The organism is Phocaeicola sp. RTP21359st1_B8_RTP21360_211022 (assembly GCF_040911965.1).
Taxonomy (GTDB): domain Bacteria; phylum Bacteroidota; class Bacteroidia; order Bacteroidales; family Bacteroidaceae; genus Phocaeicola; species Phocaeicola vulgatus.
Window position 1 is genome coordinate 1 of sequence record NZ_JBDFXP010000050.1, and the last position, 23,886, is coordinate 23,886.

23 protein-coding genes are annotated in these 23,886 nt (G+C 41.2%); 2 read left to right on the forward strand and 21 right to left on the reverse strand.

The features are described 5' to 3' along the window. Positions 1 to 123 precede the first annotated feature (123 nt). Both dapA and ligA read right to left on the reverse strand, forming a co-directional pair. A complete protein-coding gene (gene dapA / locus AB5062_RS19220) occupies positions 124 to 1,017 on the reverse strand; it encodes a 4-hydroxy-tetrahydrodipicolinate synthase (protein WP_005842012.1) in 894 nt (297 codons plus the stop codon). Between the two features lie 101 nt (positions 1,018 to 1,118). Continuing rightward, positions 1,119 to 3,116, reverse strand: coding sequence for an NAD-dependent DNA ligase LigA (gene ligA, locus AB5062_RS19225; protein ID WP_005852506.1), 1,998 nt, complete (start codon positions 3,114 to 3,116; stop codon positions 1,119 to 1,121). Between the two features lie 98 nt (positions 3,117 to 3,214). Here ligA and trmD point away from each other — a divergent pair, with 98 nt between their 5' ends. Then, complete coding sequence (trmD, locus tag AB5062_RS19230) at positions 3,215 to 3,889, forward strand: tRNA (guanosine(37)-N1)-methyltransferase TrmD (RefSeq protein ID WP_005852508.1); 675 nt, start codon at positions 3,215 to 3,217, stop codon at positions 3,887 to 3,889. Between the two features lie 365 nt (positions 3,890 to 4,254). Here trmD and AB5062_RS19235 read toward each other — a convergent pair whose 3' ends face one another. The 5 genes from AB5062_RS19235 to AB5062_RS19255 all read right to left on the reverse strand — a co-directional run bounded on the left by AB5062_RS19235 (position 4,255) and on the right by AB5062_RS19255 (position 9,405). Next, entirely contained in the window at positions 4,255 to 5,166 is a 912-nt protein-coding gene (locus AB5062_RS19235; RefSeq protein ID WP_007843008.1) for a dihydroorotate dehydrogenase, read from the reverse strand. Next, positions 5,154 to 5,933: a dihydroorotate dehydrogenase electron transfer subunit gene (locus AB5062_RS19240; protein ID WP_008781542.1), complete on the reverse strand. Its 780-nt coding sequence runs from the start codon at positions 5,931 to 5,933 to the stop codon at positions 5,154 to 5,156. Before AB5062_RS19240 ends, AB5062_RS19235 begins: the two co-directional genes overlap by 13 nt. Positions 5,934 to 6,026: 93 nt before the next feature. Beyond that, entirely contained in the window at positions 6,027 to 6,479 is a 453-nt protein-coding gene (locus tag AB5062_RS19245; RefSeq protein ID WP_008781543.1) for a helix-turn-helix domain-containing protein, read from the reverse strand. A gap of 1,121 nt (positions 6,480 to 7,600) precedes the next feature. Continuing rightward, entirely contained in the window at positions 7,601 to 8,617 is a 1,017-nt protein-coding gene (gene holA, locus AB5062_RS19250; RefSeq protein ID WP_005852515.1) for a DNA polymerase III subunit delta, read from the reverse strand. An 11-nt stretch (positions 8,618 to 8,628) separates the two neighbouring features. Beyond that, positions 8,629 to 9,405 (reverse strand): AMP nucleosidase, encoded by a 777-nt coding sequence (locus AB5062_RS19255; RefSeq protein WP_005842027.1) that lies wholly within the window; start codon positions 9,403 to 9,405, stop codon positions 8,629 to 8,631. A gap of 57 nt (positions 9,406 to 9,462) precedes the next feature. Here AB5062_RS19255 and AB5062_RS19260 point away from each other — a divergent pair, with 57 nt between their 5' ends. Then, a complete protein-coding gene (locus AB5062_RS19260) occupies positions 9,463 to 9,912 on the forward strand; it encodes a type I restriction enzyme HsdR N-terminal domain-containing protein (protein ID WP_005842029.1) in 450 nt (149 codons plus the stop codon). 100 nt (positions 9,913 to 10,012) lie between these two features. On the opposite strand, the gene AB5062_RS19265 is transcribed toward AB5062_RS19260, so the two are convergent. The 14 genes from AB5062_RS19265 to kdsB all read right to left on the reverse strand — a co-directional run bounded on the left by AB5062_RS19265 (position 10,013) and on the right by kdsB (position 23,880). Continuing rightward, positions 10,013 to 10,804 carry a zinc ribbon domain-containing protein gene (locus AB5062_RS19265; protein WP_005842031.1) on the reverse strand — a complete coding sequence of 264 codons (792 nt, stop codon included), beginning with the start codon at positions 10,802 to 10,804 and terminating at the stop codon, positions 10,013 to 10,015. Between the two features lie 8 nt (positions 10,805 to 10,812). Further along, positions 10,813 to 11,907 carry a Nif3-like dinuclear metal center hexameric protein gene (locus AB5062_RS19270; protein ID WP_005842033.1) on the reverse strand — a complete coding sequence of 365 codons (1,095 nt, stop codon included), beginning with the start codon at positions 11,905 to 11,907 and terminating at the stop codon, positions 10,813 to 10,815. A gap of 61 nt (positions 11,908 to 11,968) precedes the next feature. Further along, a complete protein-coding gene (locus tag AB5062_RS19275) occupies positions 11,969 to 12,247 on the reverse strand; it encodes a hypothetical protein (RefSeq protein WP_005842035.1) in 279 nt (92 codons plus the stop codon). Between the two features lie 58 nt (positions 12,248 to 12,305). Further along, positions 12,306 to 13,103, reverse strand: a complete 798-nt coding sequence (locus tag AB5062_RS19280) for an ABC transporter permease (RefSeq protein ID WP_005842037.1) — start codon at positions 13,101 to 13,103, stop codon at positions 12,306 to 12,308. An 8-nt stretch (positions 13,104 to 13,111) separates the two neighbouring features. Then, positions 13,112 to 13,732: an ATP-binding cassette domain-containing protein gene (locus tag AB5062_RS19285; protein WP_032935060.1), complete on the reverse strand. Its 621-nt coding sequence runs from the start codon at positions 13,730 to 13,732 to the stop codon at positions 13,112 to 13,114. Between the two features lie 82 nt (positions 13,733 to 13,814). Further along, a complete protein-coding gene (gene proS, locus AB5062_RS19290) occupies positions 13,815 to 15,305 on the reverse strand; it encodes a proline--tRNA ligase (RefSeq protein ID WP_005842041.1) in 1,491 nt (496 codons plus the stop codon). A gap of 114 nt (positions 15,306 to 15,419) precedes the next feature. Continuing rightward, positions 15,420 to 16,571: a DUF6057 family protein gene (locus tag AB5062_RS19295; protein ID WP_005852528.1), complete on the reverse strand. Its 1,152-nt coding sequence runs from the start codon at positions 16,569 to 16,571 to the stop codon at positions 15,420 to 15,422. Between the two features lie 3 nt (positions 16,572 to 16,574). Then, the gene (locus tag AB5062_RS19300) at positions 16,575 to 18,602 is read right to left on the reverse strand and encodes an alpha amylase C-terminal domain-containing protein (RefSeq protein WP_005852530.1); all 2,028 of its coding nucleotides are present in this window, start codon (positions 18,600 to 18,602) and stop codon (positions 16,575 to 16,577) included. 28 nt (positions 18,603 to 18,630) lie between these two features. Beyond that, positions 18,631 to 19,071 carry a YhcH/YjgK/YiaL family protein gene (locus AB5062_RS19305; protein ID WP_005842047.1) on the reverse strand — a complete coding sequence of 147 codons (441 nt, stop codon included), beginning with the start codon at positions 19,069 to 19,071 and terminating at the stop codon, positions 18,631 to 18,633. Positions 19,072 to 19,107: 36 nt separating this feature from the next. Then, positions 19,108 to 19,773 (reverse strand): DUF2461 domain-containing protein, encoded by a 666-nt coding sequence (locus AB5062_RS19310; protein WP_005842049.1) that lies wholly within the window; start codon positions 19,771 to 19,773, stop codon positions 19,108 to 19,110. A gap of 75 nt (positions 19,774 to 19,848) precedes the next feature. After that, positions 19,849 to 20,637, reverse strand: coding sequence for an inositol monophosphatase family protein (locus AB5062_RS19315; protein ID WP_005842051.1), 789 nt, complete (start codon positions 20,635 to 20,637; stop codon positions 19,849 to 19,851). 7 nt (positions 20,638 to 20,644) lie between these two features. Continuing rightward, positions 20,645 to 21,763 carry a phosphatidylinositol-4-phosphate 5-kinase gene (locus AB5062_RS19320; protein ID WP_008668983.1) on the reverse strand — a complete coding sequence of 373 codons (1,119 nt, stop codon included), beginning with the start codon at positions 21,761 to 21,763 and terminating at the stop codon, positions 20,645 to 20,647. A gap of 71 nt (positions 21,764 to 21,834) precedes the next feature. Further along, positions 21,835 to 23,121: a pitrilysin family protein gene (locus AB5062_RS19325; protein ID WP_008668981.1), complete on the reverse strand. Its 1,287-nt coding sequence runs from the start codon at positions 23,119 to 23,121 to the stop codon at positions 21,835 to 21,837. Then, positions 23,122 to 23,880: a 3-deoxy-manno-octulosonate cytidylyltransferase gene (gene kdsB / locus AB5062_RS19330; RefSeq protein ID WP_368326943.1), complete on the reverse strand. Its 759-nt coding sequence runs from the start codon at positions 23,878 to 23,880 to the stop codon at positions 23,122 to 23,124. Between the last annotated feature and the right edge of the window lie 6 nt (positions 23,881 to 23,886).

Below are 23,886 nucleotides of genomic sequence, written 5' to 3' on the forward strand. Positions count from 1 at the left end.
AAATGTATAAAATAAAAAATACGGAACTCGATTTTGAATCCCGTATTTTCCATTTACACAAAATATTTTATAGTGCCTTTATATGAGAAGCACCAGTCTTATCTAATTAAAAAGATTCCTTTATCAGCATTTTATTTTCAATTCATTCAAAATAGCACGCATCTTTTCAAATGTTGTGATACGAGTCGGTACAAGCGGCAAACGCAATTTGTTTTCAATCAGCCCCATTACATTCAACATAGCCTTCACCCCAGCAGGGTTACCATCTACGAACAACAGGCTGAATAATTCCGTAAACTTATGATGAATAGTCAATGCATTTGCAAAATCACCCTGTAATGCCAAACGGGTCATACGGCTGAATTCACGCGGAAATGCATTACCGATAACCGAAATAACCCCTACAGCACCCAAAGTAATCAAAGGAAATGTAATACCATCATCACCCGAAATCACATCAAAATTAGCCGGTTTATTCTTGATGATATCATCCATCTGAGTAATATTACCCGATGCCTCCTTGATAGCGATAATATTCTTGAAATCACGTGCCAAACGCAAGGTGGTCTCAGCAGTCATGTTCACACCAGTACGTCCCGGCACATTATAAAGAACCACAGGAAGATCCGTTGCTTCAGCAATCGCTTTATAGTGTTGGTAAATACCTTCCTGAGAAGGTTTGTTATAATAAGGTACAGCAACAAGCACGGCATCAACTCCTGTCATATCATCATTTTTCAGCGTTTCCACAACAGCACGGGTACAGTTACTGCTAACCCCCAGCAGAATAGGAATACGTCCATTCACTCTTTCGATTATCAAACGTTTTATCTTGTCTTTTTCTTCTTTAGTCAAAGTCGGGGTTTCAGCCGTGGTTCCCAACACGCATAAAAAGTCTGTTCCATTTTGAAGCTGGTAATCAACCAGACGAAGTAACGCATCATAATCAACGCTGTCATCTTCCTTGAAAGGAGTAATCAACGCTACTCCCATGCCTTTTAATCTTGTCTGTATCATAAATGAATTATAAATTCTTATTTAATAGCCTACAAAAGTACGAATATTTTCTATTTTAGCGATAAAAATCACACTATTTTTACTTTATACTCGCTAAAAAGTCACTCTATCATTTGCAGAAACTCCTCTTCGCTCACAATGGTCACACCCAGTTTCTGCGCTTTCTCCAGTTTACTGGGCCCCATATTGTCACCTGCCAGAATAAAGCTGGTCTTGGACGAAATACTTCCCACATTCTTACCGCCATGCTTTTCAATTAACTCCTTATATTCGTCACGCGAATGATGGGCGAAAACCCCACTGATCACGATAGATTTCCCTGCCAGTTTGTCAGTGTGTTCCGAAGTATCCTCCTCATCGGCTTCCAGTCTCACACCCGCCACACGAAGACGCTCTATAATGTCACGATTCTTCGGATTAGCAAAATACAACAAGATACTCTGCGCTATTTTTTCTCCGATTTCATCGACATGAATCAAATTATCCAAACTCGCGTCTGCCAAAGCATCCATCGACTTAAAGGATTTTGCCACCTTCTTCGCCACAGTTTCACCCACAAAACGGATGCCCAATGCAAAGAGTACCCTTTCGAACGGCACTTCTTTGGACTGCTCTATACCTTTTATTATATTCTCGGCAGATTTTTCTCCCATACGTTCTAGGTTGATGATATCCGATGTTTTTAAAGTATACAGATCGGCAACATCACGTATCAATCCTTCCTGGTAAAACTGATCTACCGTTTCCGGACCGAGACCATCAATATTCATAGCTCTACGGCTGATAAAATGTTCTATTTTTCCCTTGATCTGTGGGGGGCAAGCGGCATCATTGGTACAATAATAAGCAGCTTCACCTTCATAGCGTACCAATTTACTGCCACACTCGGGACAATGAGTAATAAACTTTACTTTGTCACCTATCATAATACGGGCGTCTTTGTCCACACCTACAATCTTTGGAATAATCTCACCGCCTTTTTCTACATATACCATATCACCAATATGCAAATCCAACCCTTCTATGATGTCGGCATTATGGAGCGAAGCACGCTTTACCACGGTTCCGGACAACTGTATAGGATCCAGATTGGCCACCGGAGTCACAGCACCTGTTCTCCCCACTTGATAGGTCACCTTGTTCAAGCGGGTAAGTGCCTGTTCGGCTTGAAACTTGTATGCAATGGCCCATCGGGGTGATTTTGCCGTAAAACCCAAATTACGCTGCTGTCGCAAAGAATTCACTTTCAATACTATTCCATCCGTAGCTACAGGCAGATTCTTACGCTCCACATCCCAGTATTTGATAAAATCAAAAACTTCCTGCAATGTTTTGCATTTGCGAGTGAGATCGGAAATTTTAAATCCCCATTTCTCAGCTTCTTTCAGATTTTCATAATGACCGTCGCACGGCAAATTATCTCCAAGTAAATAATAAAGGTAGGCATCCAGCTTGCGAGATGCCACAATAGCAGAATTCTGCAACTTCAATGTTCCCGAAGCCGCGTTGCGGGGATTGGCGAACAACGGTTCTTCGCGGGCTTCCCGTTCTTTGTTCAATTCCTCAAACACCACCCAAGGCATCAAAATCTCCCCACGAATTTCAAATGTTTCAGGATACCCCTTTCCATGCAGCACCAAAGGGATACTGCGGATGGTCTTTACATTGCCTGTCACATCATCTCCCTGCACACCATCGCCACGCGTCACGGCGCGCACCAGTTTTCCGTTCTCATAAGTCAGAGAGATGGAAGTTCCATCATACTTCATTTCACAACAAATTTCAAAATCCTCGTTCAGAGACTTCTTTACCCTGTCATAAAACTCGGTTACTTCCGTTTCCGAATAGGTGTTAGCCAATGAAAGCATAGGATATTTATGTACCACCTGCGTGAAATTTTTGTTTATATCACTTCCCACACGCATACTGGGCGAGTTCTCATCTCTATGTTCCGGATGTTTTTCTTCCAGATCCTGAAGTTCACGCATCAGCTTGTCAAACTCCTGGTCTGTAATCTCAGGCGCATTCAATACATAATAATTATAGTTATGTCGATGAAGCTCCTCGCGCAATTGGTCTATTCTTTCTATTTCTGTCATATATAAAAGGTAGTTTTCCCGCAAAAATAGCTATTTTTTGAATGAAAAACACCTTCCGACAAAGAGGAATTTGCTACTTTTGCAAAAAATAACCGAATATGAGAATAGACATCATTACCGTTTTACCCGAGATGCTGGAAGGCTTCTTTAACTGCTCTATCATGAGCCGTGCGCAGAAAAAAGGAATTGCAGAAATACATATACATAACCTGCGTGATTATGCATACGACCGTTATCGCAAAGTAGACGATTATCCCTTCGGTGGATTTGCCGGTATGGTGATGAAGATTGAACCGATAGACCGATGCATCTCAGCTTTGAAAGCAGAACGCGAGTATGACGAAATAATATTTACATCTCCAGATGGAGAGCAGTTTAACCAGCCGATGGCCAACTCACTTTCACTCGCAAAGAATTTAATTATTCTATGTGGCCATTTTAAGGGTATAGACTATAGAATACGTGAACATTTCATTACGAAAGAAATCAGTATCGGTGATTATGTTTTGACAGGTGGAGAGTTGGCTGCCGCCGTTATTGCCGATGCCGTAGTTCGTATTATTCCCGGGGTCATTTCTGACGAACAATCGGCATTGTCCGATTCTTTTCAAGACAATCTGTTAGCTGCTCCTGTATACACTCGTCCTGCAGAATACAAAGGATGGCAAGTTCCCGATGTGTTGTTATCCGGACACGAGGCAAAGATTAAAGAATGGGAACTTCAGCAGTCATTAGAAAGGACACAGCGGCTAAGACCCGATTTGTTGAAATAAAAAATATATATAAATAATAAAGAGGTAAAAGCCATGTTCGTCATAGGGCTTTTACCTCTTTTCTTTTGCTTATATCATATCCGAAAAGATGTTCTCTCCTTAAGTGTAATCTAAGTTCATCTTCCTTTCCCTTATATATTAATAAAGCTTTTTCAAGTGTTTTTCTACTCCGTTTTTTCAAAAACAAGCCATTTCATCGAAAAAAAATAATTGAAGTTATCATTTTATACCCATATAACAAGTTGCAACGGCAACCATTTTCATACTCATTCCATCTAGAGAAGGTTATAAAAAAAGCCCTGCAAGAGATGCTTCAATTTATTCATCTACACTCTCGCAGGGCTATAATTTAAAAGATAAAATTTTCAGACTTCCAAAGCACCTATTATATCTTTTACAGATGTATATCCATGACGTTCCAAATAGTCATTTATTCCTTCTGAAACTTTGACAGTAATAGCTGGATCTATGAAGTTGGCAGTACCTATCTGTATTGCGGTGGCACCTGCTAGCATAAACTCCACAGCATCCTTCCATCCCATGATACCCCCTAGTCCAATGACAGGAATATTTACTGCTTTAGCGACTTGCCATACCATACGCAATGCAATTGGTTTTACCGCTGCACCACTCATGCCGCCGGTAATAGTGGAAAGTACAGGCCTACGCTTTTCAGCATCGACAGCCATCCCCAGCAGGGTATTGATCAGAGATACACTGTCCGCACCGGAAGCCTCGGCCGCACGTGCTATTTCTGTGATGTCTGTCACATTGGGAGATAATTTTACGATCAGCGTCTTTTTATATACATTACGTACAGCTTTTACAACCTCGGAACATCCGCATGCGGAGACCCCGAAGGCCATACCACCCTGCTTTACATTAGGGCATGAAATATTCAATTCTATAGCGGGAATATGATCCAGATCATTGATGATCTCGGCAGTCTTCACATAATCCTCTACAGCAGATCCGGATACATTAACGATCATATTAGTATGAATATCCCTTATCTGCGGATAGATATGTTCAACAAAATAATCCACCCCTTTATTCTGTAACCCTACCGCATTAAGCATCCCCATAGGGGTTTCTGCCATGCGTGGGTAAGGATTACCCTCACGATGATGAAGGGTAGTCCCTTTTACAATGATACCACCAATCTTTTCGAGGTCTACAAAATCCTCAAACTCTTTTCCGTATCCAAAGGTACCCGATGCTGTCATAACCGGGTTACAAAGCTTTAAATCGCCGATATTTACGCTTAAATCTGCCATAATAGTTTCTTTATATTAAATACAGGACCCTCTTTACAAACACACAAATGCCCTTCGTCCGTGTTCTCCACACAGCATAAGCATGCACCGACACCACAAGCCATCCTATTTTCCAGTGAAACCTCACATTCTATTCCATGAGCTTTGGCGTATTTAGCTACCGAAACCATCATGGGTTTTGGACCACAGGTGTATATCATATCAAACCGGTCTGTATGCAAGACGCTATGCTGTGTCACATAACCTTTCTCGCCCATACTTCCATCTTCAGTCGTTGTATACACCTCACCTAATTTCTCAAAATTTTCCAACTGTAACAGGTCTTTGGATGAACGTGCGCCTAGCAGGAAAGCAGGCGTACATCCCATTTTTACCAACTCTGCACCAAGCATCAACATCGGGGCGGTACCCACACCACCGCCAACCAGTAACGGCTTTACCTTTGTCACGTTCCGAGGCATTGTAAATCCATTGCCGAGAGGCATCACCACATTAACAATATCTCCTTGTTTCACAGTGGCTAGTTTGCGAGTGCCATCGCCAACTAATTGCACCAGGAACCAAACTTCATTGGTTGTTTTATCCACATAATTAATAGAAATAGGACGGCGGAGAAAAGTAGTATTGGAACCGTCTATACGTATCTCAGCAAACTGGCCCGGCAGCATCTCGGGCAATGGGTTGGCATGAGTCAATTTTATCAGAACATAATTGGCATGCAATTTGATGTTCTGTGTAACCACAAGGTCTAAAATATATTTTTTCATGAAATAAAATTGGGTAAATTCGTTTTCTATGCAAAGATACACGAATTTACCCAAATCTTATTCTGCCAACCGGCATTTTAGTGGATTCCCACCCTAATTTTCAGGTTTGAACGTTTCATAAGTCCCATTATCAAAGAATATTCTTATTTCAGTGATTTTTTTGGCAGGTACTTCCACATACTTAATTTCCTCACGCACAATCTCTTTAGGAGAATAAAGCGGTGTTTTAACCTCATTTTCCTTGCGATATTCCGGAGAAGCCGGACGTTCGGGCGTAAATAATGAATTCTCGTCAAACAAAGAAGGCGTATAATGAATGTTATTGTCTGAATCAACATCCGTTTCCATTTGTCCTTCACCATAGAGTAACCAGTCTAAGCTGATATAGTCACACGCCTTGTGTATTTTCATGACGACTTCTAGGCTAGGATTGTTCCTGCCACTAAGAATATGGGAAAGAGAGGAAGGTGAAATTCCAATCTTCTCTGCAAATTGAGCTGCAGTCATATCTTCTTTCTGGATTATTTGAGCGATTCTTTCCTTCATTTACAAAAGTATAAGGCAAAATTTACAGATACAAAAGTAATTAATATAATTCATAAATGCAAATTTACAATATAAAAATGTATATATTACAAAAGTAAATAGACGGTGTATCGTTGGAAATAAATTAAGATTTACACACGTAAACCACTCCTAAAAACACCATAATTACCACTTTAACTATAAGTATATAAAATACTGATTATCTATAATATACTCACAGAAAAAACAATATATTTACAAACAAACATGACTATATAAGCAAATAAAATGCATACAAGTTATCAATAGCTTTATCAATAAGATGTAAAACTTTGGTTTATAATATATTATTGTAATAAAATAAGGGATAAATAATTATTCATACACATTTATATATGTAATATTCACTCTTGACCACCATCCTGTTTATATTTGTAACATTCACATTACTAAATCTGTAAAACTTATAAAACCTTCTATATTAAGAGGGTTTACAGGTGTAATGTTACAAAATTAAATTATAATTATTTCCAACAGTAAATTTCATCTGTTTTATGATCCAACTTGATCCTATGAATATTTTGTTTTCCTATTTTACAAGTCAATGTATTTTTCATGGTAAAACCCATCCAAGTTTTAACCCATCTTCGCTTTATGGAATCCATGGATAGTGAGAATCATGGAAGGCACGATAAGAGAACAAAGTATAGATTCAAAATTTTAAAATAGCGTATGGAACTTACAAAAATAAATGGTAGCTATTTGCTCACTTCATCTGCATTCTTTCACATCCCCATTCTTCTATTCATTTTACTCCGAAAAGGCAAAATACTACCATATTCATGTACTAACGGACATTCTCTTTAAAATACACGATTCTAAGAAGGCGAAAAATGCTCTATCAATCTAGGAATAAGCGAGTTAATACTATTTTTCTCATCATCCATCTCTCATCATCTAGAAAAATAGAGAACAAAAGCATAACTTACAGCATTAAATGAGATAATAACAGAAGCATGAATGTAAAATATTATTCTCAATTGAGCCATCAACAGAATTTCTGCTGAGAGAAAGGATAAAAGAATCCCGACACTTAAAAAATAAAAGCATCGGGACATCGGAATCTTACTTGACCCTGTTAATTAATGAAGAATTTTATATACAAGTTCGCGCAGCAAATCTCCATCTCCCAAAGATGGATTACCCACTCCTTTTGATTTTGCATCACAGTAACGAATCTCACCAATAATTTGCATTACCTTTACTCCGCTATATTTCCTCATAGCAACCATATAGTCTTTAGACTGCCATGATGATTTAAGCCCCAGCTGATTGGCTATACCCTGCTCTGACTTATCAGGAGCATAATATGCAAGCATTAAATTAGAGAAGAAATTAAATAACACAGACAAGGTCATCTGCAAAGGATTTGTTTTGGGATTCTCCTCAAAATATTTTATTATCTGATTAGCCTTGAAAACATCCTTTGCCACCAAAGCATTCCTAAGCTCAAAATTATTATAATCCTTGCTTATGCCAATGTTACGTTCTATCTGTTCTGGAGTAATCCGCTTTTGTCCTCTTGGAAGTGTGATAATTAATTTTTCCAACTCTCCAGCCATACGGCTTAAATCTGCTCCAACAAATTCCGCCATCATTTCTGAAGCCTTAGGTTCTATTTCTACTGATCTACGTTTCAAGTAAGAAGATATAAACCCAGGAAGCTGGGCATCCTTAATCTTTTTCGATTCGAAAAGGACACCTACTTTCTCTATTTCAGCTGCCAATTTTTTTCTTCTATCCAATGTACCATGTTTATGGCATAACACCAGAATTGTAGAATCCAAAGGTTTTTGGAGATAATAAACAAGCTCTTCAATATTCTTTATATTTTGAGCCTCTTTTACTATTACAACTTGATATTTGGACATCATGGGATAACGCTTGGCTGCATTGATAACAGTCGCGATATCTGTATCAGCCCCATAAACAATAGTCTGATTGAATTCTTTTTCATTTTCATTTAACACCGTTTGTGCTATATACTCAGATATCCGGTCTATATAATAAGACTCTTCACCCATTAGATAATAAACAGGCTTATAGATACGGTTTTTCAGCTCACGGGCTATCTCTTCGTATGTTGTTTCTTTTGCCATACACAGTAAAATTACCAGTCAAATTTTAAGTGCTTGACCGTTTTCTTTTCCTCAATAATCATCTGTAATGAAGCAATACCAATCTCCACATGTTCCTCTACATATTGCTGCGTTACAATACTGTCGCTTTTCTCCGTCTTCACCCCTTCAGGAATCATCGGCTGGTCGGATACCAAAAGTAATGCTCCAGTAGGAATATGATTGTAAAAACCAGTAGTAAACAGCGTAGCCGTTTCCATATCCACACACATGGCACGCGTTTTAAGGAGATACTTTTTAAACTCTTCATCATGCTCCCATATACGGCGGTTGGTAGTATATACCGTTCCAGTCCAATAATCGCGGGCATGGTCGCGAATAGCCGACGAAACGGCACGCTGCAACATAAATGCAGGTAACGCAGGTACCTCAGGCGGATAATAATCATTGGATGTTCCTTCTCCACGAATGGCTGCAATGGGTAGAATCAGATCTCCCAACTTATTTTTCCTATCTATGCCCCCACATTTGCCTAAAAACAAACATGCTTTAGGCTGGATGGCCCCTAGCAAATCCATAATGATGGCAGCATTAGGACTTCCCATGCCAAAATTAATAATAGTGATTCCTTCCGCATGTGCCGAAGTCATATTGGCATCACGTCCTAATACCGGCACATTGAATTTGTCGGCAAAAAGTTCCACATATTTATTGAAATTGGTCAGAAGGATGTATTCTCCGAAATCATTCAAGCTTCTTTTTGTGTAGCGGGGAAGCCAGTTTGCTACAATTTCCTCTTTTGTTTTCATAATCTTTTGTATTTTTGTATCGGTTATTACCGAGTTACACTTATGCAAATTTACTAAATGTTATCATTAAACTTACCATCCTACGAAATTAAAATCGCGGAGCGAAATGGAAAAAATGTTATTTTCGATATGCTTCGCAAGAGATATGTCGCCCTTACTCCGGAAGAATGGGTAAGACAACATTTTGTTCATTATCTGACGGATTATAAAGGATATCCGAAGGGATTACTGGCCAACGAAATACAACTGGACTTAAACGGAACAAAAAAACGTTGTGATACTGTGCTCTACAACAAAGATCTAAGTGCCAAACTGATTGTGGAATACAAAGCTCCACATATAGAAATCACGCAAACAGTATTTGATCAGATAACCAGGTATAACATGGTCCTGAAAGTTGATTATCTGATTGTCAGCAACGGATTGAACCATTACTGCTGCCATATTGATTACAATACAAAAACATACCTTTTTCTACCGGAGATTCCCCATTATTCAGAACTGTAGATATAAAAACATTCTAAGCAACATCTTCTTACAAGATCTTGCTTAGAATGTGATAAAATTCTTTTTCCACAAAGAAAAAGATACTGCTTCAGGAGATATATTATCTCTTGACAGTTTCCAAATGCTGTTCAGCAATCACACCCGCCAATTCAGGGTCAATCATGATGCGACCACAATATTCACATACGATAATTTTCTTACGCATACGGATATCAAGCTGTTTCTGGGGCGGAATCTTGTTAAAACAACCACCACATGCATCACGCTGAACATATACAATTCCCAATCCATTTCGAGAATTCTTACGGATACGTTTAAATGCCTGCAACAGACGCGGTTCGATTGTTGTCTCCAATACTTTTGCTTTCTCTCTCAGCTTTTCTTCTTCCTGCTTGGTTTCAGAAACAATTTCTTCCAATTCGGATTTCTTCGCTTCCAAGTCCTTCTTTCTTTCATCCAAGTCTTGATTACTGTGCTCTATCTCCTCGCTCTTTGCTTTTTCTGCTGCAATATATTCCTTTATGCGTTTCTCGCAAAGTTCGATTTCCAATGACTGGAATTCAATCTCCTTTGTCAACACATCATATTCACGATTATTACGCACATTATCCTGCTGAGCTTTATATTTTTCAACAGAAGTCTTAGCTGTCTCGATTTCAATTTTCTTAGTTGCAATGTTTGATTTCAATTCCTCGATATCAGCTTTAATTTTCTCGATACGAGTGCTCAAACCGGCAACCTCATCTTCAAGGTCTTGAACTTCAAGAGGAAGTTCCCCTCTCAGAGTCTTAATTTTATCGATTTCAGACAACATGGTTTGCAACTGGTACAAAGCCTTCAGCTTTTCTTCCACTGTTAATTCGCTCGGGTCTTTCTTTGCTTCTCTAGCCATAGTTTTTCTTACAAATATTTAATAGGATTTGTATTTACCCGGGTTATCTGGACTTCCAGCTCCGGAAACATCTCCTGTATGATTGAATAAAATATTTCTTTTGTATACTGTTCACTCTCATAATGCCCCATTTCAGCTACCAGGATATCATTCTCATAATTGAAATAATCATGATATTTCACTTCACCTGTGATAAATACATCAGCATCGGCACTTACCGCTTTAGGCAATAAAAATGCTCCAGCTCCGCCACACAACGCTACTTTCTGTATCAGACGACCGGATAAACGAGTATGTCGCAGACAGCCCACTTCGAACGTTTTCTTGATGCGTTTCAAGAAATCCAGTTCGGCTTCAGGCTCTTCCAATTCTCCGACCACTCCCGAACCTACTTGTGTCCAGGTATTTTTCAACGGATAAAAATCAAAAGCCGGTTCTTCATAAGGATGTGTTGCCAATAATGCTTTTATCACCGCAGCCTTTTTAAAAGCCGGAAGAATCGTTTCTATACGCACCTCGGATTCCTTATGCAATTCGCCTATTTCTCCACAGAACGGACTGGTTCCTCTCTGCGCACGGAAAGTCCCCTCACCTTCCAAATTATAGCTGCATGAATCATAATTACCTATGCAACCACAACCGGCTTCAAATAAAGCTTTTCTTACTCTGTCAGCCTGTGCATCCGGCACAAAAGTTACAAACTTCAATAAATATTCTTCTTTCGGGTCTAATATGCGTACATTCTTGAGGCCTATCTTTTCAGCTATTTTATAATTGACACCTCCGGGAGCATTATCCAGATTGGTATGTGCCGAATAAATGACAATATCATTTTTAATGGCTTTCAACACACACCGTTCAATGTAATCCCGACCAATAATAGATTTATAACCTTTAAATATAAGTGGATGATGCGATATAATCAGGTTGTATCCCAACATGACAGCTTCATCCACAACAGCTTCAGTAACGTCCAGACACAACAAAGCCCCTGTTGCTTCCGCTTCTGTCAGTCCAACTTGCAATCCGGCATTATCAAATCCGTCTTGCAAAGGCAGAGGCGCGAACCTTTCAAGGGCACTTACTATTTCCTTAATTTTCATTCGTTCGCGAAAATTTGATTGCAAAGATAATCAATCCATTTGAATTTAAAAAGCAACCAAGCTATTTTTTATACTTTCCCCACTTTATCATTTTATTTTTCAAAGCATAACGCTCGTCAACAACACGGTCTGTCGGGAAAAAAGTAAGATGAATACGCCATCCGCCCGAATGAAACGTAAATTTGCGGGCTGATATTCCTGTTTCTATCAGAGCTAGTTTATCAATGATAAATGCTTTAATATCTACGGGAAATTCCTCTCCTTCATACATTATATCCGCAGTGACAAAGAAACCGGGAGTTGATAATTCTGCTATATATTTCCAAATTTGCTCATTCATGTTTTTCTATTTTATTGAAAGAAATATATAAAATGTATACAAAGCAAGAATAAGGCCCCTACTTCCGTTTGGTATCCTTATGAACCCGTAACAACCGGCCATAACTGTCGAATGATTTCCGTGAGGCCAGAAAAATGGTCATCATTAGTGAAAGCATGGATGCCACCACAGTGATAACTACAATCATAATCTGATATTTGATAGCCACATGTGGCGAACTTCCTCCCAATATCTGCCCAATCATAGTTCCCGGCAATGCAACAAGCCCTGTTACTGCCATATTGGCAATGCCCGGGCTGAACGCTTTAATAAGAGCCTGACGCACAAATGGAGCTATCGCCTCATTACGGGTAGCGCCATTCCCCAACAGAAAATAATAAAGTTGCTGTTCCCTACGCAATCCGGCATAGTAAGTATTTAATCCTATCACATTCACTCCCAACATATTCCCCATGATTATACCAAAAACCGGAATAAAATACTGGGCACTGAAGATGTTATCCAACTTTAATACAAAACCAAGAAAATAAAGTCCGACGAGCACCACTGTTACAAAAAAAGCGATAGAGATTGGAATCATCAAAATTCCACGTTTTAACCGCGTACGCGTCAAAGCCGTTTCAGCAGCCACCCCAACCATGATGATCACCCATAGAAAATTGATAAACGGATTGTTCCATTCAAACAGAAAACGAAGATAAGCCCCAATCAAAAACAACTGTATAATCATACGTACCGTGCCTATCAGAACCGGTTTAAGCAAGCCCGTCTTGAAATGCCATAAAAAATAAACCGGAATAAGCATCAGCAGCAATCCTATTCCCAAACTGCCATAGTCTATATCAATTGTTCCCATCAGTCAGATTATAAAGTAAATACCTTGTCGCATCCGGCGGCAAACTGTTTGTCATGCGAAACAGACAAGATAGTCATTCCTTTACTGCACAAGGATTTAAAGAAGTTAATCACCCGTAAGCACGATTCCGGATCAAGTGCCGAAGTCGGTTCGTCCACTACCAGTAAAGGTTTGTCAAGCAAGGCTGTCACTGCCAACATGATACGCTGACGCTGACCACCCGACACTTCATTTACCCGTTTATCATAAAGTTTCTCTTCCAATCCTAATGATACGAAATAATCCATCAGCCGCTCTTTGTTGAATCCCGCCTCACGGTTTGCCTTCAGTTCAAAAGGCATCCGCACCATTTCACTGACCCATTCCGAAGGAAGAGCCAACTCCTGGGGAATCCATGCTATTTTCTTTCGGATATGATCCGCCGTTCTAGGTGCCAGCAGTGTGCCGTCCACCTTTATTGTCCCTTCACTTAAAGGTACAAAGCCCAAAACAGCTTTCAGCAATGAAGATTTTCCACTGCCGGAACCACCACAAATACATACGCTTTCTCCGTAATGAACTTGCAGGTCGAGTCCTCTGAAAAGAGTCAGGTTGCCAAAACTGATAGATATATTTTCTATATTAATCATCACATAAAAACAAAAAGAGTCGGGAGCATTCACTGCTGCCGACTCCACATAATGTATTAAAATAAAATAAATGTGTCGAAGTTTAATATGCTCTCGCAAAGAGAACACGGCGAGCAGATGGTTTTCCGGTTACCATACACTTGCCCGGAGTCAGGCTCTCTTCATCAGCATCAAAAGGAAGACAACGAATTGTTGCCTTGGTTTCCTCTTTAATCCGGTCTTCCGTTTCCGGGGTTCCATCCCAATGAGCCAGAATAAAGCCGCCTTTCTCTATTTGTTCCTTGAAATCATCGTATGAATCCACTTTCACGATATGTTCGTTACGATAGTTCAATGCCTTCTGATAAATATTGTTCTGGATATCCTCCAACAATTGTTGTACATATTCTTCGATTCCGTCGCAAGAACGAGTTTCTTTCTCCAATGTATCACGACGCATCACTTCCATTGTATTGTTTTCAAGATCACGGCCACCCATTACCAAGCGAACAGGCACACCTTTCAGTTCGTAATCTGCAAACTTGAATCCCGGACGCTTATTGTCTGCATTATCATATTTCACAGAGATACCCATTGCTTTCAACTTATTGACAATGCCTTCTACTTTTGCATCAATCTTCTTCAGCATTTCATCATTCTTATAAATAGGAACGATAACTACCTGAATAGGAGCCAAATGCGGTGGCAACACCAATCCGTTATCATCAGAGTGAGTCATTATCAAAGCACCCATCAGGCGGGTAGATACTCCCCAGGAAGTAGCCCAAACATAATCCAGTTTATTGTTTTTGTCAACAAACTGTACATTGAACGCTTTTGCGAAATTCTGTCCCAAGAAGTGAGAAGTACCACATTGCAATGCCTTTCCATCCTGCATCAAGCCTTCGATGGTGTAAGTATCCAATGCACCGGCGAAACGTTCATTAGCCGATTTTACCCCTTTGATTACCGGAACAGCCATATACTTCTCAGCGAAGTCACCATACACATGCAACATTTTCTGTGCTTCCGCTTCTGCTTCCTCGCGGGTCGCATGAGCCGTATGTCCTTCCTGCCACAAGAACTCCGCAGTACGCAGGAACAAACGGGTACGCATCTCCCACCGCATAACATTTGCCCATTGGTTACACAAGATAGGCAAGTCACGATAGGAATTAATCCAGTTCTTATATGTACTCCAAATGATTGTCTCAGATGTAGGGCGGATAATCAATTCTTCTTCCAGTTTGGCAGCCGGATCTACGATAACACCCGAACCGTCCTCTGCATTCTTCAGACGGTAGTGAGTAACTACAGCACACTCTTTGGCAAATCCTTCTACGTGCTCAGCTTCACGGCTAAGGTAAGATTTCGGGATAAGCAACGGGAAATAAGCGTTCACGTGGCCGGTTTCCTTAAACATATCGTCCAACTGACGCTGCATTTTCTCCCAAATGGCGTATCCGTAAGGCTTGATAACCATACATCCACGCACAGGTGATTGTTCAGCCAAATCGGCCTTCACCACCAAATCATTATACCACTGAGAATAATTCTCGCTTCTTTTGGTAAGTTCTTTCAATTCTACTGCCATTGCTATATCGTTATTTTTGTTTTTCCTTTTTAAGAGTTTGCAAAATTAGTAAAAAAGCATGGGAAAGTACCAATGATTTAGCAAAAATATAGGATCAAAAAGTATAAAAATAACTTATTGATAACGATAATACCACCAATAGGTATCACCATATTCCCGCCGCATATGGTTTTTCTCTTCCACCGGTGATGAAAATTCCTTCTGACGGTTAAGAAACTCATCCAAACGCCGCACCATCAGCGTGTCTTTGACTTCTCTTCCATATCCAGGATGAGTCCGTTTGTAAAGCACCAATGCCTCACGATAATAACGCGGCAATGTATCTTGCTCGAAACAATACATATCAACCGCCGATACAAATTTGTCCAATTTCTTATCCAGCAGCAATGCACTCATATAATAATTCAAAGCGGTATGTCTACCTATTTCATCACGACAGATACGAGCCAAAAAGTCTACTGTCTTTTCTGCAACATGTGGTCTTGCACCAAGATAAGCATACAAGCTATCGGCATTCAAGCGCAAAGTTTCCTGAGAATGAGGCGCAAACAAAAGCCCTTCCGCACCATAATATTGAGGATATTCAAACAAATGCTCCCCCATGGTACCTTCCAAAGACATAGCATAGGCTCTAAGCACTGCCAATGTACGGGTTGTTTCCAAAGACTTTGCTCCTACCATCCGTGCAGCTTCATAATGATGATTACGGATAGCCTGCTCCACAGCCAGTTCATGATGAAAATTCACATTCGTATTTCCTATACCTACCGTCATCAGGCATAAAAGTGTCAAAATAGCTAAGTTAGAGTTTATTAAGCCCAATATGGACCCCTCTTGATTCAGCCAGGAACGAAACACACGCCGTAAAGTATAGACCACACCTATATATATAAGCAAAAGCAACGGCAGCAGCCAAAACCATTTATCTCCTATGTTTCCTCCGTGGAAAATAGTCCGGTCCACATCCGTCAGCACTCCCAGCAACAGACAAGACGGGAAATAAGAAAGTGTCCGTACAGGCCCCTTTAATCCCATCAATCCATTGATTCCCCAACGGAATACCAATAAAACCACTGTAATGATAATAGCTCCCACCAACGGAGAATAATGTGTCTTTCCTTGTGACAATGAATAATGCAATGCACCTACTACATCTTTCTGAAGCACAAAAAGATAGACAATACTAAAAATAGAGAAAAGAAGACCGCACGCAACCGTGAGGATGCGGGCGGCTCTTTTATAGGATAAGCTGTTGTTGCTGCTCATAAATTACTCTTTCACTTTTTTCAATACCACAGCCGAACGGGCAGGCAGATACAGTTTCAGCCATTCCTTTTTATCCTTTTTATAAAGAGGGTCGAAATTAGTGAAATGACGTATACTGTCATCAGCCAGACCATTGCCTCCGAAAGCTGTCGCATCCGTATTCAGTACCACATCATACGCCCCGACAGGCACTAGGAAACCATAGTCTGTAAATGACTTGGTAGGATTGAAATTAAATACAAAAATCAAATTCTTACGCCGGTAAGCCAACACTTGGTCACCGTCGTTATGCCATACTTCAATCACTGGAGTTTCCTGAATATTTTTCACACTCTCAATGAGGTGGACCATAGCTGAATCAAAATCGCCCAAGTAATGGTAACACAGGTTCTTATTATCAAAAAGCCCCCACTGACGACGGGCATATTTATGCGACCATCCGTTACCTTCACGCGGGAAATCAATCCATTCGGGATGCCCGAATTCATTACCCATAAAGTTCAAATATCCTCCATTGATGGTAGAGGCAGTAAGCAAACGAATCATCTTATGCAATGCGATGCCGCGATGCACTGTATAATTTTCATCCCCTTTCTGGAAATGCCAATACATGTCAGCATCTATCAGACGGAAAATTATAGTCTTATCGCCCACCAATGCCTGGTCATGGCTTTCGGCATACGAAATAGTCTTCTCGTCCTTGCGTCTGTTGGTCACTTCCCAGAACATGCTGCTCGGTTTCCAGTCTTCATCAATCTTCTCCTTGATTGTTTTAATCCAATAATCCGGAATATTCATGGCCATACGGTAATCAAACCCATATCCACCATCTTGAATCGGTGCTGCCAACCCGGGCATACCCGAAACTTCTTCCGCAATGGTAATCGCTTTGGAATTTACCTGATGAATCAACTTGTTGGCCAATGTCAAATAACAAATCGCATTATCATCCTGATTCCCGTTAAAGTAATCCCCATAATTACAGAACGCCTCTCCCAAGCCGTGGCTATAATACAACATCGATGTCACACCGTCAAAACGAAAACCGTCAAAACGGAACTCATCCATCCAATACTTACAATTGGACAGCAAGAAATGAATCACCTCATTCTTACCATAATCAAAGCATAAGGAATCCCATGCCGGATGTTCACGCCGCCCGCCCGGATAGAAGTATTGATTAGGATCACCGGCAAAATTGCCAAGTCCCTCCACTTCATTCTTCACGGCATGAGAGTGAACAATATCCATAATGACGGCAATTCCCATTCTATGTGCCGTATCAATCAATTCCTTCAATTCATCCGGTGTACCGAAGCGGGATGACGGAGCAAAGAAACTGGAAACATGATACCCGAAACTCCCATAATAAGGATGCTCCTGAATAGCCATAATCTGAATACAGTTATATCCGGCTTCCGCTATACGCGGCAATATTTTCTCACGGAACTCATTATAAGTCCCTACCCTTTCTTCTTCCTGAGCCATACCGATATGACATTCATAAATCATCAAAGGATCAGTCTTTGCACGGAACACCTTCTTTCTGAACCGGTAAGGATTCTCCGGTTCCCAGACCTGTGCACTGAATATCTTTGTCTGCTCATCCTGTACCACACGGTTGGCCCATGCCGGTATGCGTTCTCCTTCACCGCCATTCCAACGGACTTTCAGTTTATACAAATCACCATGCTTTATAGCACCGCTTTGTAATTCCACCTCCCATACACCAGGAGAGTTCTTTACATGGTACATCCTATAATCGCCATGTTCTTTCCAGTCGTTGAAATCTCCGATAAGATAAATTTCCTTCGCATTCGGAGCCCATTCACGGAACACCCACCCTCTTCTGGTACGATGCAAGCCGAAATATAAATATCCGGTGGCAAAGTCCGATAAAGTTCCTTTGCCTCCGGTCAGTTCCAATTCTTTGTCTAGTGCATGCTGATGGCGTCCTTCAATCGCTGCCGAATACGGTTCCAGCCAAGGATCACTTTCTATTATGCCTAATTTAGGAGTGGTATTTTCCATAATATGATTACTTGTTAGTTATTCTCTTTCAAACCAAAACTTTAACGATCACTTTTTTCACACCGTCAGGAGACACTCCCGGAGCGTGAGCATCCTGTGGAAAAAAGATGGCAAACATTCCCGGCTTTACAGGAATATAGCTTTCGGCAAGTCCCGGATAGAACGAGATATCCTTATCTGCATCATAGTCTGCTTCGGGAAGATCTTCACGGGCCGTATAACCCATCACTTCCACCCCTGACAGAGGAATCTGTATATCAATAAACTGATTATGAGTTTCTAATTTTGCTTCTTCTTTAGTTTTAGGCTTGGTCTGAGAAAAGTTTACTACCAGATCATCACCCTGTAATTTTACTTTTCCTAATTCCTGAGCGTTCAAGTCTGTAGTCTTCAGATATTCCATTGCTTTAGCGAACAAAGGATTCAATGAAGCGTACTTTTCTAAGTTTTCTAATCTGTCTACTACCATAATTATTTCATTTTAATGGTTAAAATATTGCTTTTATCATTCAAAGTCGTCTATTGTGAAATTTGTAAAATCAGCAAAACGCTTCAGTTGCTTGAAAACATCCTCTACTTTGTCCAACAGGTCAGGGGCAAGGAAAAACGCATCAGGCACCATATAAGCACAGGTATAATCCTTACATTTTAAATAATCAATATATTCAAAATCTTTCGGAAATCCTTTGGGAGCCGTTTTTAAGTGATTTTCTCCGATAACAGGAAAGTATTGCTTGAACGCAGGATCTTCCACAATTTCCCTGTATTCGTCTATGTTGTCATAAACGGACTGGCGGACAGCTTTCAGCACTTTAGGTTCCAGGCACCAGCTTCCACCAGCAAGCATACAGTTATCAGGCTCTATATGAACATAATATCCACAATGTTCCGATTTCTTTCCACGAGCGTTGATATAGCCGCCCAAGTGTATCTTATAAGGAGTCTTATCACTGGAAAAACGCGTGTCGCGATAAATTCGGTATGTACAGTCCTTGGCTTGAATACCGACAATACTTTCGTCAAACAACGAAATGCGGGCGATGATTGCTGTCAGTAATTCCTCAAACTCTTTTTGAGCTTTCAGATATTCATCCTTATGCCCCTGAAACCACTCCCGGTTATTGTTTGCGGCCAGGTCTTTTAAAAATTGAAAGATAACAGATACATCCATGTTACATTATGTTCATGTGTTCACTTGACAAACTTACAAAATATATTTGTAACGAACTAGAAAAAAGCGAAGTATTTATTTTTTTCCCAAGACCTTGAGAAACTCATCATGCAACTTTCCATTAGTAGCCAACACTTCACGACCGGAATAAAAGTCTCCCCCTCCGCTGTAATCTGTCACTTTTCCACCGGCATTCATCAAGATTATCGAACCGGCAGCAATATCCCACGGTCCCAGCAGCCCTTCTATACGGGCTTCAAAGCGACCGGCAGCTACATAGCAAAGTTCTGCCGCAGCAGCTCCTTGCAGGCGCATGCCTCCCACATTTCCATATAACTCGTGCACGATATGCTCCGCCAAAGGCTTATACTTTTGCGAATCGTATGGAAAGCCTAACGCCACAAACGCTTCGTCCATATCAGAAACATCTGACACATGTATTTCTTTGTTGTTCAGATAAGAAGGCGCTCCTTTATAAGTCCAGTAAAGTTCATCGCGGCATACCTCATACACCACCCCAACCAGCAGTTCTTCTTTATTGCGAAGGGCGATACTCACACAATAAGGAGCATTATTATGGATAAAATTGGTGGTTCCGTCCAGCGGATCTACCAGCCAGCAATAGTTTTCCGTAGTCAGGCTGCCCGAACCTTCTTCGGCAATGAATCCTGCTTCGGGAAGCAATTCCCGAAGTTGGGCCACAATACGGCGTTCCGATTCCTTATCTACATACGACACATAGTCGTGAGCATTTTTCTTCTCTACCTTGCTACGGTCAAAACCGCTACGCTCATTACGAAGAAAAGCACCCGCCCGGAGTGCTATTTCACGTACATTCAACGTTATCTTCTCTAAATCCAACATTATATTCTTATTTTTGTTCCGCATCCAGCGTTCCAAACTTATAAACACCTTTACGGATTACATTTCCATTCTTGTCAGTCTCCACAAAAGCGCCGTGTTTCTTCCCTTGTTTGAAAAATCCGTCATAGCGTACTCCGTTTTTATCTTCAAGCACACCTTTGCCGTCTTCCTTTCCTTTTACGAAATGCCCCTTGTATTTGGTTCCGTCAGCCGTGCGCAAAGTGCCTTCACCGTCGGCCATGTTGTTTTTCCATTCACCTTCATAGTCATCGCCGTTCGCCCAGATATAGTGTCCTTTACCGCTGCGCTGGTTATTCACCCACTGCCCTTCATACACAGCACCGTTGGCCCATGTAAAGGTTCCGGTCCCATGCTGCTCGCCGTTCTTGAACTGCCCTACATACTTGTCACCATTCTTGTGTATATAAATACCCTGCCCGGTACGTTCACCGTTCACGTAGTCACCTTCGTAACGGTCACCGCTATGAAAGTAATAAATGCCTTTACCATGCTGCACGTCATCCTTCCAGTCACCCACATACTTGTCACCGTTGACATAGTAAAACGTCCCCTTTCCGTCACGTGCGTCATCTTTCCACTCGCCTTCATATTTTGACTGGTCGGGCCATACCATAACACCCTGTCCGTTTTTCTTGTCTTCTTTCCATTCGCCCTCATATTTGGCTCCTGCTTTCCAGGTATAAGTACCCTTTCCGCTACGTTTGTCCTGAAACCAGTTACCTATATAAACATCTCCGTTATAATAATACATAGTGCCTTCACCCTGCTGATAATCGGTAAACCACATACCCTCATACCGGTTGTTATTCATAAAATAATAGGTTCCGCTGCCGTGTTGCTGGTCCTGGAACCATTGCCCCACATACTTTTCTCCATCGTGAAACGTATATGTCCCGTTCCCCTCGCGTTTACCTTTTATATATTCCCCTTCGTAGGTATTTCCGTTCTTGTAGATTGTTTTTCCTTTACCGTTTGGTTTTCTGCCTTTCAGTTCTCCGGTATATTCGCCCCCGTCTTTAAAAGTATAATTCCCGATTTTTATCTGAGCGGTGGCCAATGTACTGACCGATGCCAAAAGCAATAATATATATACGTATTTCTTCATTGGTTCGTTACTTATAATAGATAAGATTTATGCCAAAGATACGATTTTCTATCTTTGGACATGATAGGTTATTACACTTTTTTACCCGCAATGACCTCTATTAAGTTTTCTTTGCAGAAATACTTTTGAGCCAATATGCGTATTTCTTCTCTGGTGATTCCCCGGATGGCATCCAGCGAACGGATAAAGAAGCGTTCGTCCAGCCCTGCCGTTTCTATATAAATCCAGGCATCAGACAAAGAAAAAGGTCCCTCGTACGACCGGCATAAATCGCCCAGCATATAGTTCTTCACCATTTCCAATTCTTCTTGAGGAACGAGATCATTACACAATTTGTCCATCTCCCGATAAACTTCTGTTATGATAGAATCCACATATTCATTGGCCGCCTCGGTACTGACAGTCAGTATTCCCGTTTCCGGATAGGACACAATGCCTGCGCCGATACCGTATGTATATCCCTTGTCTTCACGGATATTGGACATCAGACGGCTCCCGAAATACCCTCCGAACAAAGTGACCATGACACGTGCCTTCAAAAAGTCCGGATGATGACGGTCCATTACGAAACATCCCATTTTCAAGGAACTTTGAAGTGCATCCTCACGTTCTATAAAGATACGCTTTTCTTTGGTGGTAACCGGAGGAACAAGCATTGTCTTTGCTTTTTCCGTCACTTCCCCCCATTGTCCACTTCCCAAGTTATCTTCTATACAACGGATAATTTCCGATGTGACCTTTCCCGAAATATATACCGAACAATTGCCCGAATGATAATATTTCCGATAAAACGAACGGAGCACCTCCGGGGTAATCCGGTCATAATCCTCCGCTACCGCATAGCGCCCGAAAGGATGCTCCGGACCGAACAAGGCTGTATTCAGCTGCTTTCGGGCGATCATTTCCACCCGGGTGCTGTTCACCAGGAATTGCTGTTTGTTCGTATCGGCCACCACGGAAAGTTCCTTTGCCGGAAACGTAGGAGCCTTTATCATCTCGGATATGACGGCCAGCGTGCGGGCAAAATATTTATTCAGAGAGTAAAGTGTTATGAATCCATAGTTCACGGAAGAAGATAACTCCAGCCAGGCTCCATAATAATCCAATCGCTCCGCAATCTGTGAAGACGTTAAATTCCCAGCTCCCTCACGCAGCATCCTGTTGGCAAACATAGCCTGCAACGGCTGTTCCTGATTCCATTGTCCGCCTCCTATCAGAAGATCGAAACGTACAACATCCTCGGTTCCCGCATGAATGATATTCAAAGGCATCCCGTTCTTCATCGTCCTCCTGTCGGGACGGGTTATACTGAATTCGCTTAGTTGGCGGATTGGCGGTGGGGTGGTTCTGTCCAGCATTTACTCCCCCTCCCTTTGTTTTAAAAATGCTTCGGCACGTGCCAGATCCTGAGGCGTATCAATGCCTATTGTCTCCACTTCACTGATTCCCACCTTAATAGTATAACCATTTTCCAGCCAACGAAGCTGCTCCAACGATTCAGCCAGCTCCAGCAAAGATTGTGGAAGCGAAGTTATTTCTTTCAGTACATCGGCCCGATAAGCATACAGACCGATATGTTTATAGTAAGTATGCCCTTTCAGCCAGCCTTCCTTCTCCACATTACGCTGGAAAGGAATGATGGAACGGCTGAAATACAAAGCATTCATATTCTTACCGACTACTACTTTGGGAGAGTTTACATTTTCCAAGGCTTCAAGCCCGTCATCCGGGATGAAAGGTTTCACCAAAGTCGCAATCTGTGTGGCAGGATCTTCAAAGCAAGCTTTCACGGCTTCAAGCTGTGATTTTTGAATAAAAGGTTCATCACCCTGGATATTTACAACCACATCATATCCTCGTCCTACTTTGGTATACGCTTCATAGCAACGGTCTGTGCCGCTTTTATGGTGAACGGAGGTCATGACCACTTTTCCGCCAAAAGCTTTTACGGCGGATTCAATGCGTTCATCGTCCGTCGCTACATATGTTTCATCCAATATGCCGGACACTTGTTCATAGACTCTCTGAATCACAGGCTTGCCTCCCAAGACGGCCAGAGGTTTGGCAGGAAAACGTGTAGAGGCATATCTTGCAGGAATAATTCCAATAAATTTCATGGTAGC

Coding starts and splice junctions, on each gene's coding strand:
- dapA (WP_005842012.1), bottom strand. CDS start 1,017: ATGATACAGACAAGATTAAAAGGCATGGGAGTAGCGTTGATTACTCCT.
- ligA (WP_005852506.1), bottom strand. CDS start 3,116: ATGACAGAAATAGAAAGAATAGACCAATTGCGCGAGGAGCTTCATCGA.
- trmD (WP_005852508.1), top strand. CDS start 3,215: ATGAGAATAGACATCATTACCGTTTTACCCGAGATGCTGGAAGGCTTC.
- AB5062_RS19235 (WP_007843008.1), bottom strand. CDS start 5,166: ATGGCAGATTTAAGCGTAAATATCGGCGATTTAAAGCTTTGTAACCCG.
- AB5062_RS19240 (WP_008781542.1), bottom strand. CDS start 5,933: ATGAAAAAATATATTTTAGACCTTGTGGTTACACAGAACATCAAATTG.
- AB5062_RS19245 (WP_008781543.1), bottom strand. CDS start 6,479: ATGAAGGAAAGAATCGCTCAAATAATCCAGAAAGAAGATATGACTGCA.
- holA (WP_005852515.1), bottom strand. CDS start 8,617: ATGGCAAAAGAAACAACATACGAAGAGATAGCCCGTGAGCTGAAAAAC.
- AB5062_RS19255 (WP_005842027.1), bottom strand. CDS start 9,405: ATGAAAACAAAAGAGGAAATTGTAGCAAACTGGCTTCCCCGCTACACA.
- AB5062_RS19260 (WP_005842029.1), top strand. CDS start 9,463: ATGTTATCATTAAACTTACCATCCTACGAAATTAAAATCGCGGAGCGA.
- AB5062_RS19265 (WP_005842031.1), bottom strand. CDS start 10,804: ATGGCTAGAGAAGCAAAGAAAGACCCGAGCGAATTAACAGTGGAAGAA.
- AB5062_RS19270 (WP_005842033.1), bottom strand. CDS start 11,907: ATGAAAATTAAGGAAATAGTAAGTGCCCTTGAAAGGTTCGCGCCTCTG.
- AB5062_RS19275 (WP_005842035.1), bottom strand. CDS start 12,247: ATGAATGAGCAAATTTGGAAATATATAGCAGAATTATCAACTCCCGGT.
- AB5062_RS19280 (WP_005842037.1), bottom strand. CDS start 13,103: ATGGGAACAATTGATATAGACTATGGCAGTTTGGGAATAGGATTGCTG.
- AB5062_RS19285 (WP_032935060.1), bottom strand. CDS start 13,732: ATGATTAATATAGAAAATATATCTATCAGTTTTGGCAACCTGACTCTT.
- proS (WP_005842041.1), bottom strand. CDS start 15,305: ATGGCAGTAGAATTGAAAGAACTTACCAAAAGAAGCGAGAATTATTCT.
- AB5062_RS19295 (WP_005852528.1), bottom strand. CDS start 16,571: ATGAGCAGCAACAACAGCTTATCCTATAAAAGAGCCGCCCGCATCCTC.
- AB5062_RS19300 (WP_005852530.1), bottom strand. CDS start 18,602: ATGGAAAATACCACTCCTAAATTAGGCATAATAGAAAGTGATCCTTGG.
- AB5062_RS19305 (WP_005842047.1), bottom strand. CDS start 19,071: ATGGTAGTAGACAGATTAGAAAACTTAGAAAAGTACGCTTCATTGAAT.
- AB5062_RS19310 (WP_005842049.1), bottom strand. CDS start 19,773: ATGGATGTATCTGTTATCTTTCAATTTTTAAAAGACCTGGCCGCAAAC.
- AB5062_RS19315 (WP_005842051.1), bottom strand. CDS start 20,637: ATGTTGGATTTAGAGAAGATAACGTTGAATGTACGTGAAATAGCACTC.
- AB5062_RS19320 (WP_008668983.1), bottom strand. CDS start 21,763: ATGAAGAAATACGTATATATATTATTGCTTTTGGCATCGGTCAGTACA.
- AB5062_RS19325 (WP_008668981.1), bottom strand. CDS start 23,121: ATGCTGGACAGAACCACCCCACCGCCAATCCGCCAACTAAGCGAATTC.
- kdsB (WP_368326943.1), bottom strand. CDS start 23,880: ATGAAATTTATTGGAATTATTCCTGCAAGATATGCCTCTACACGTTTT.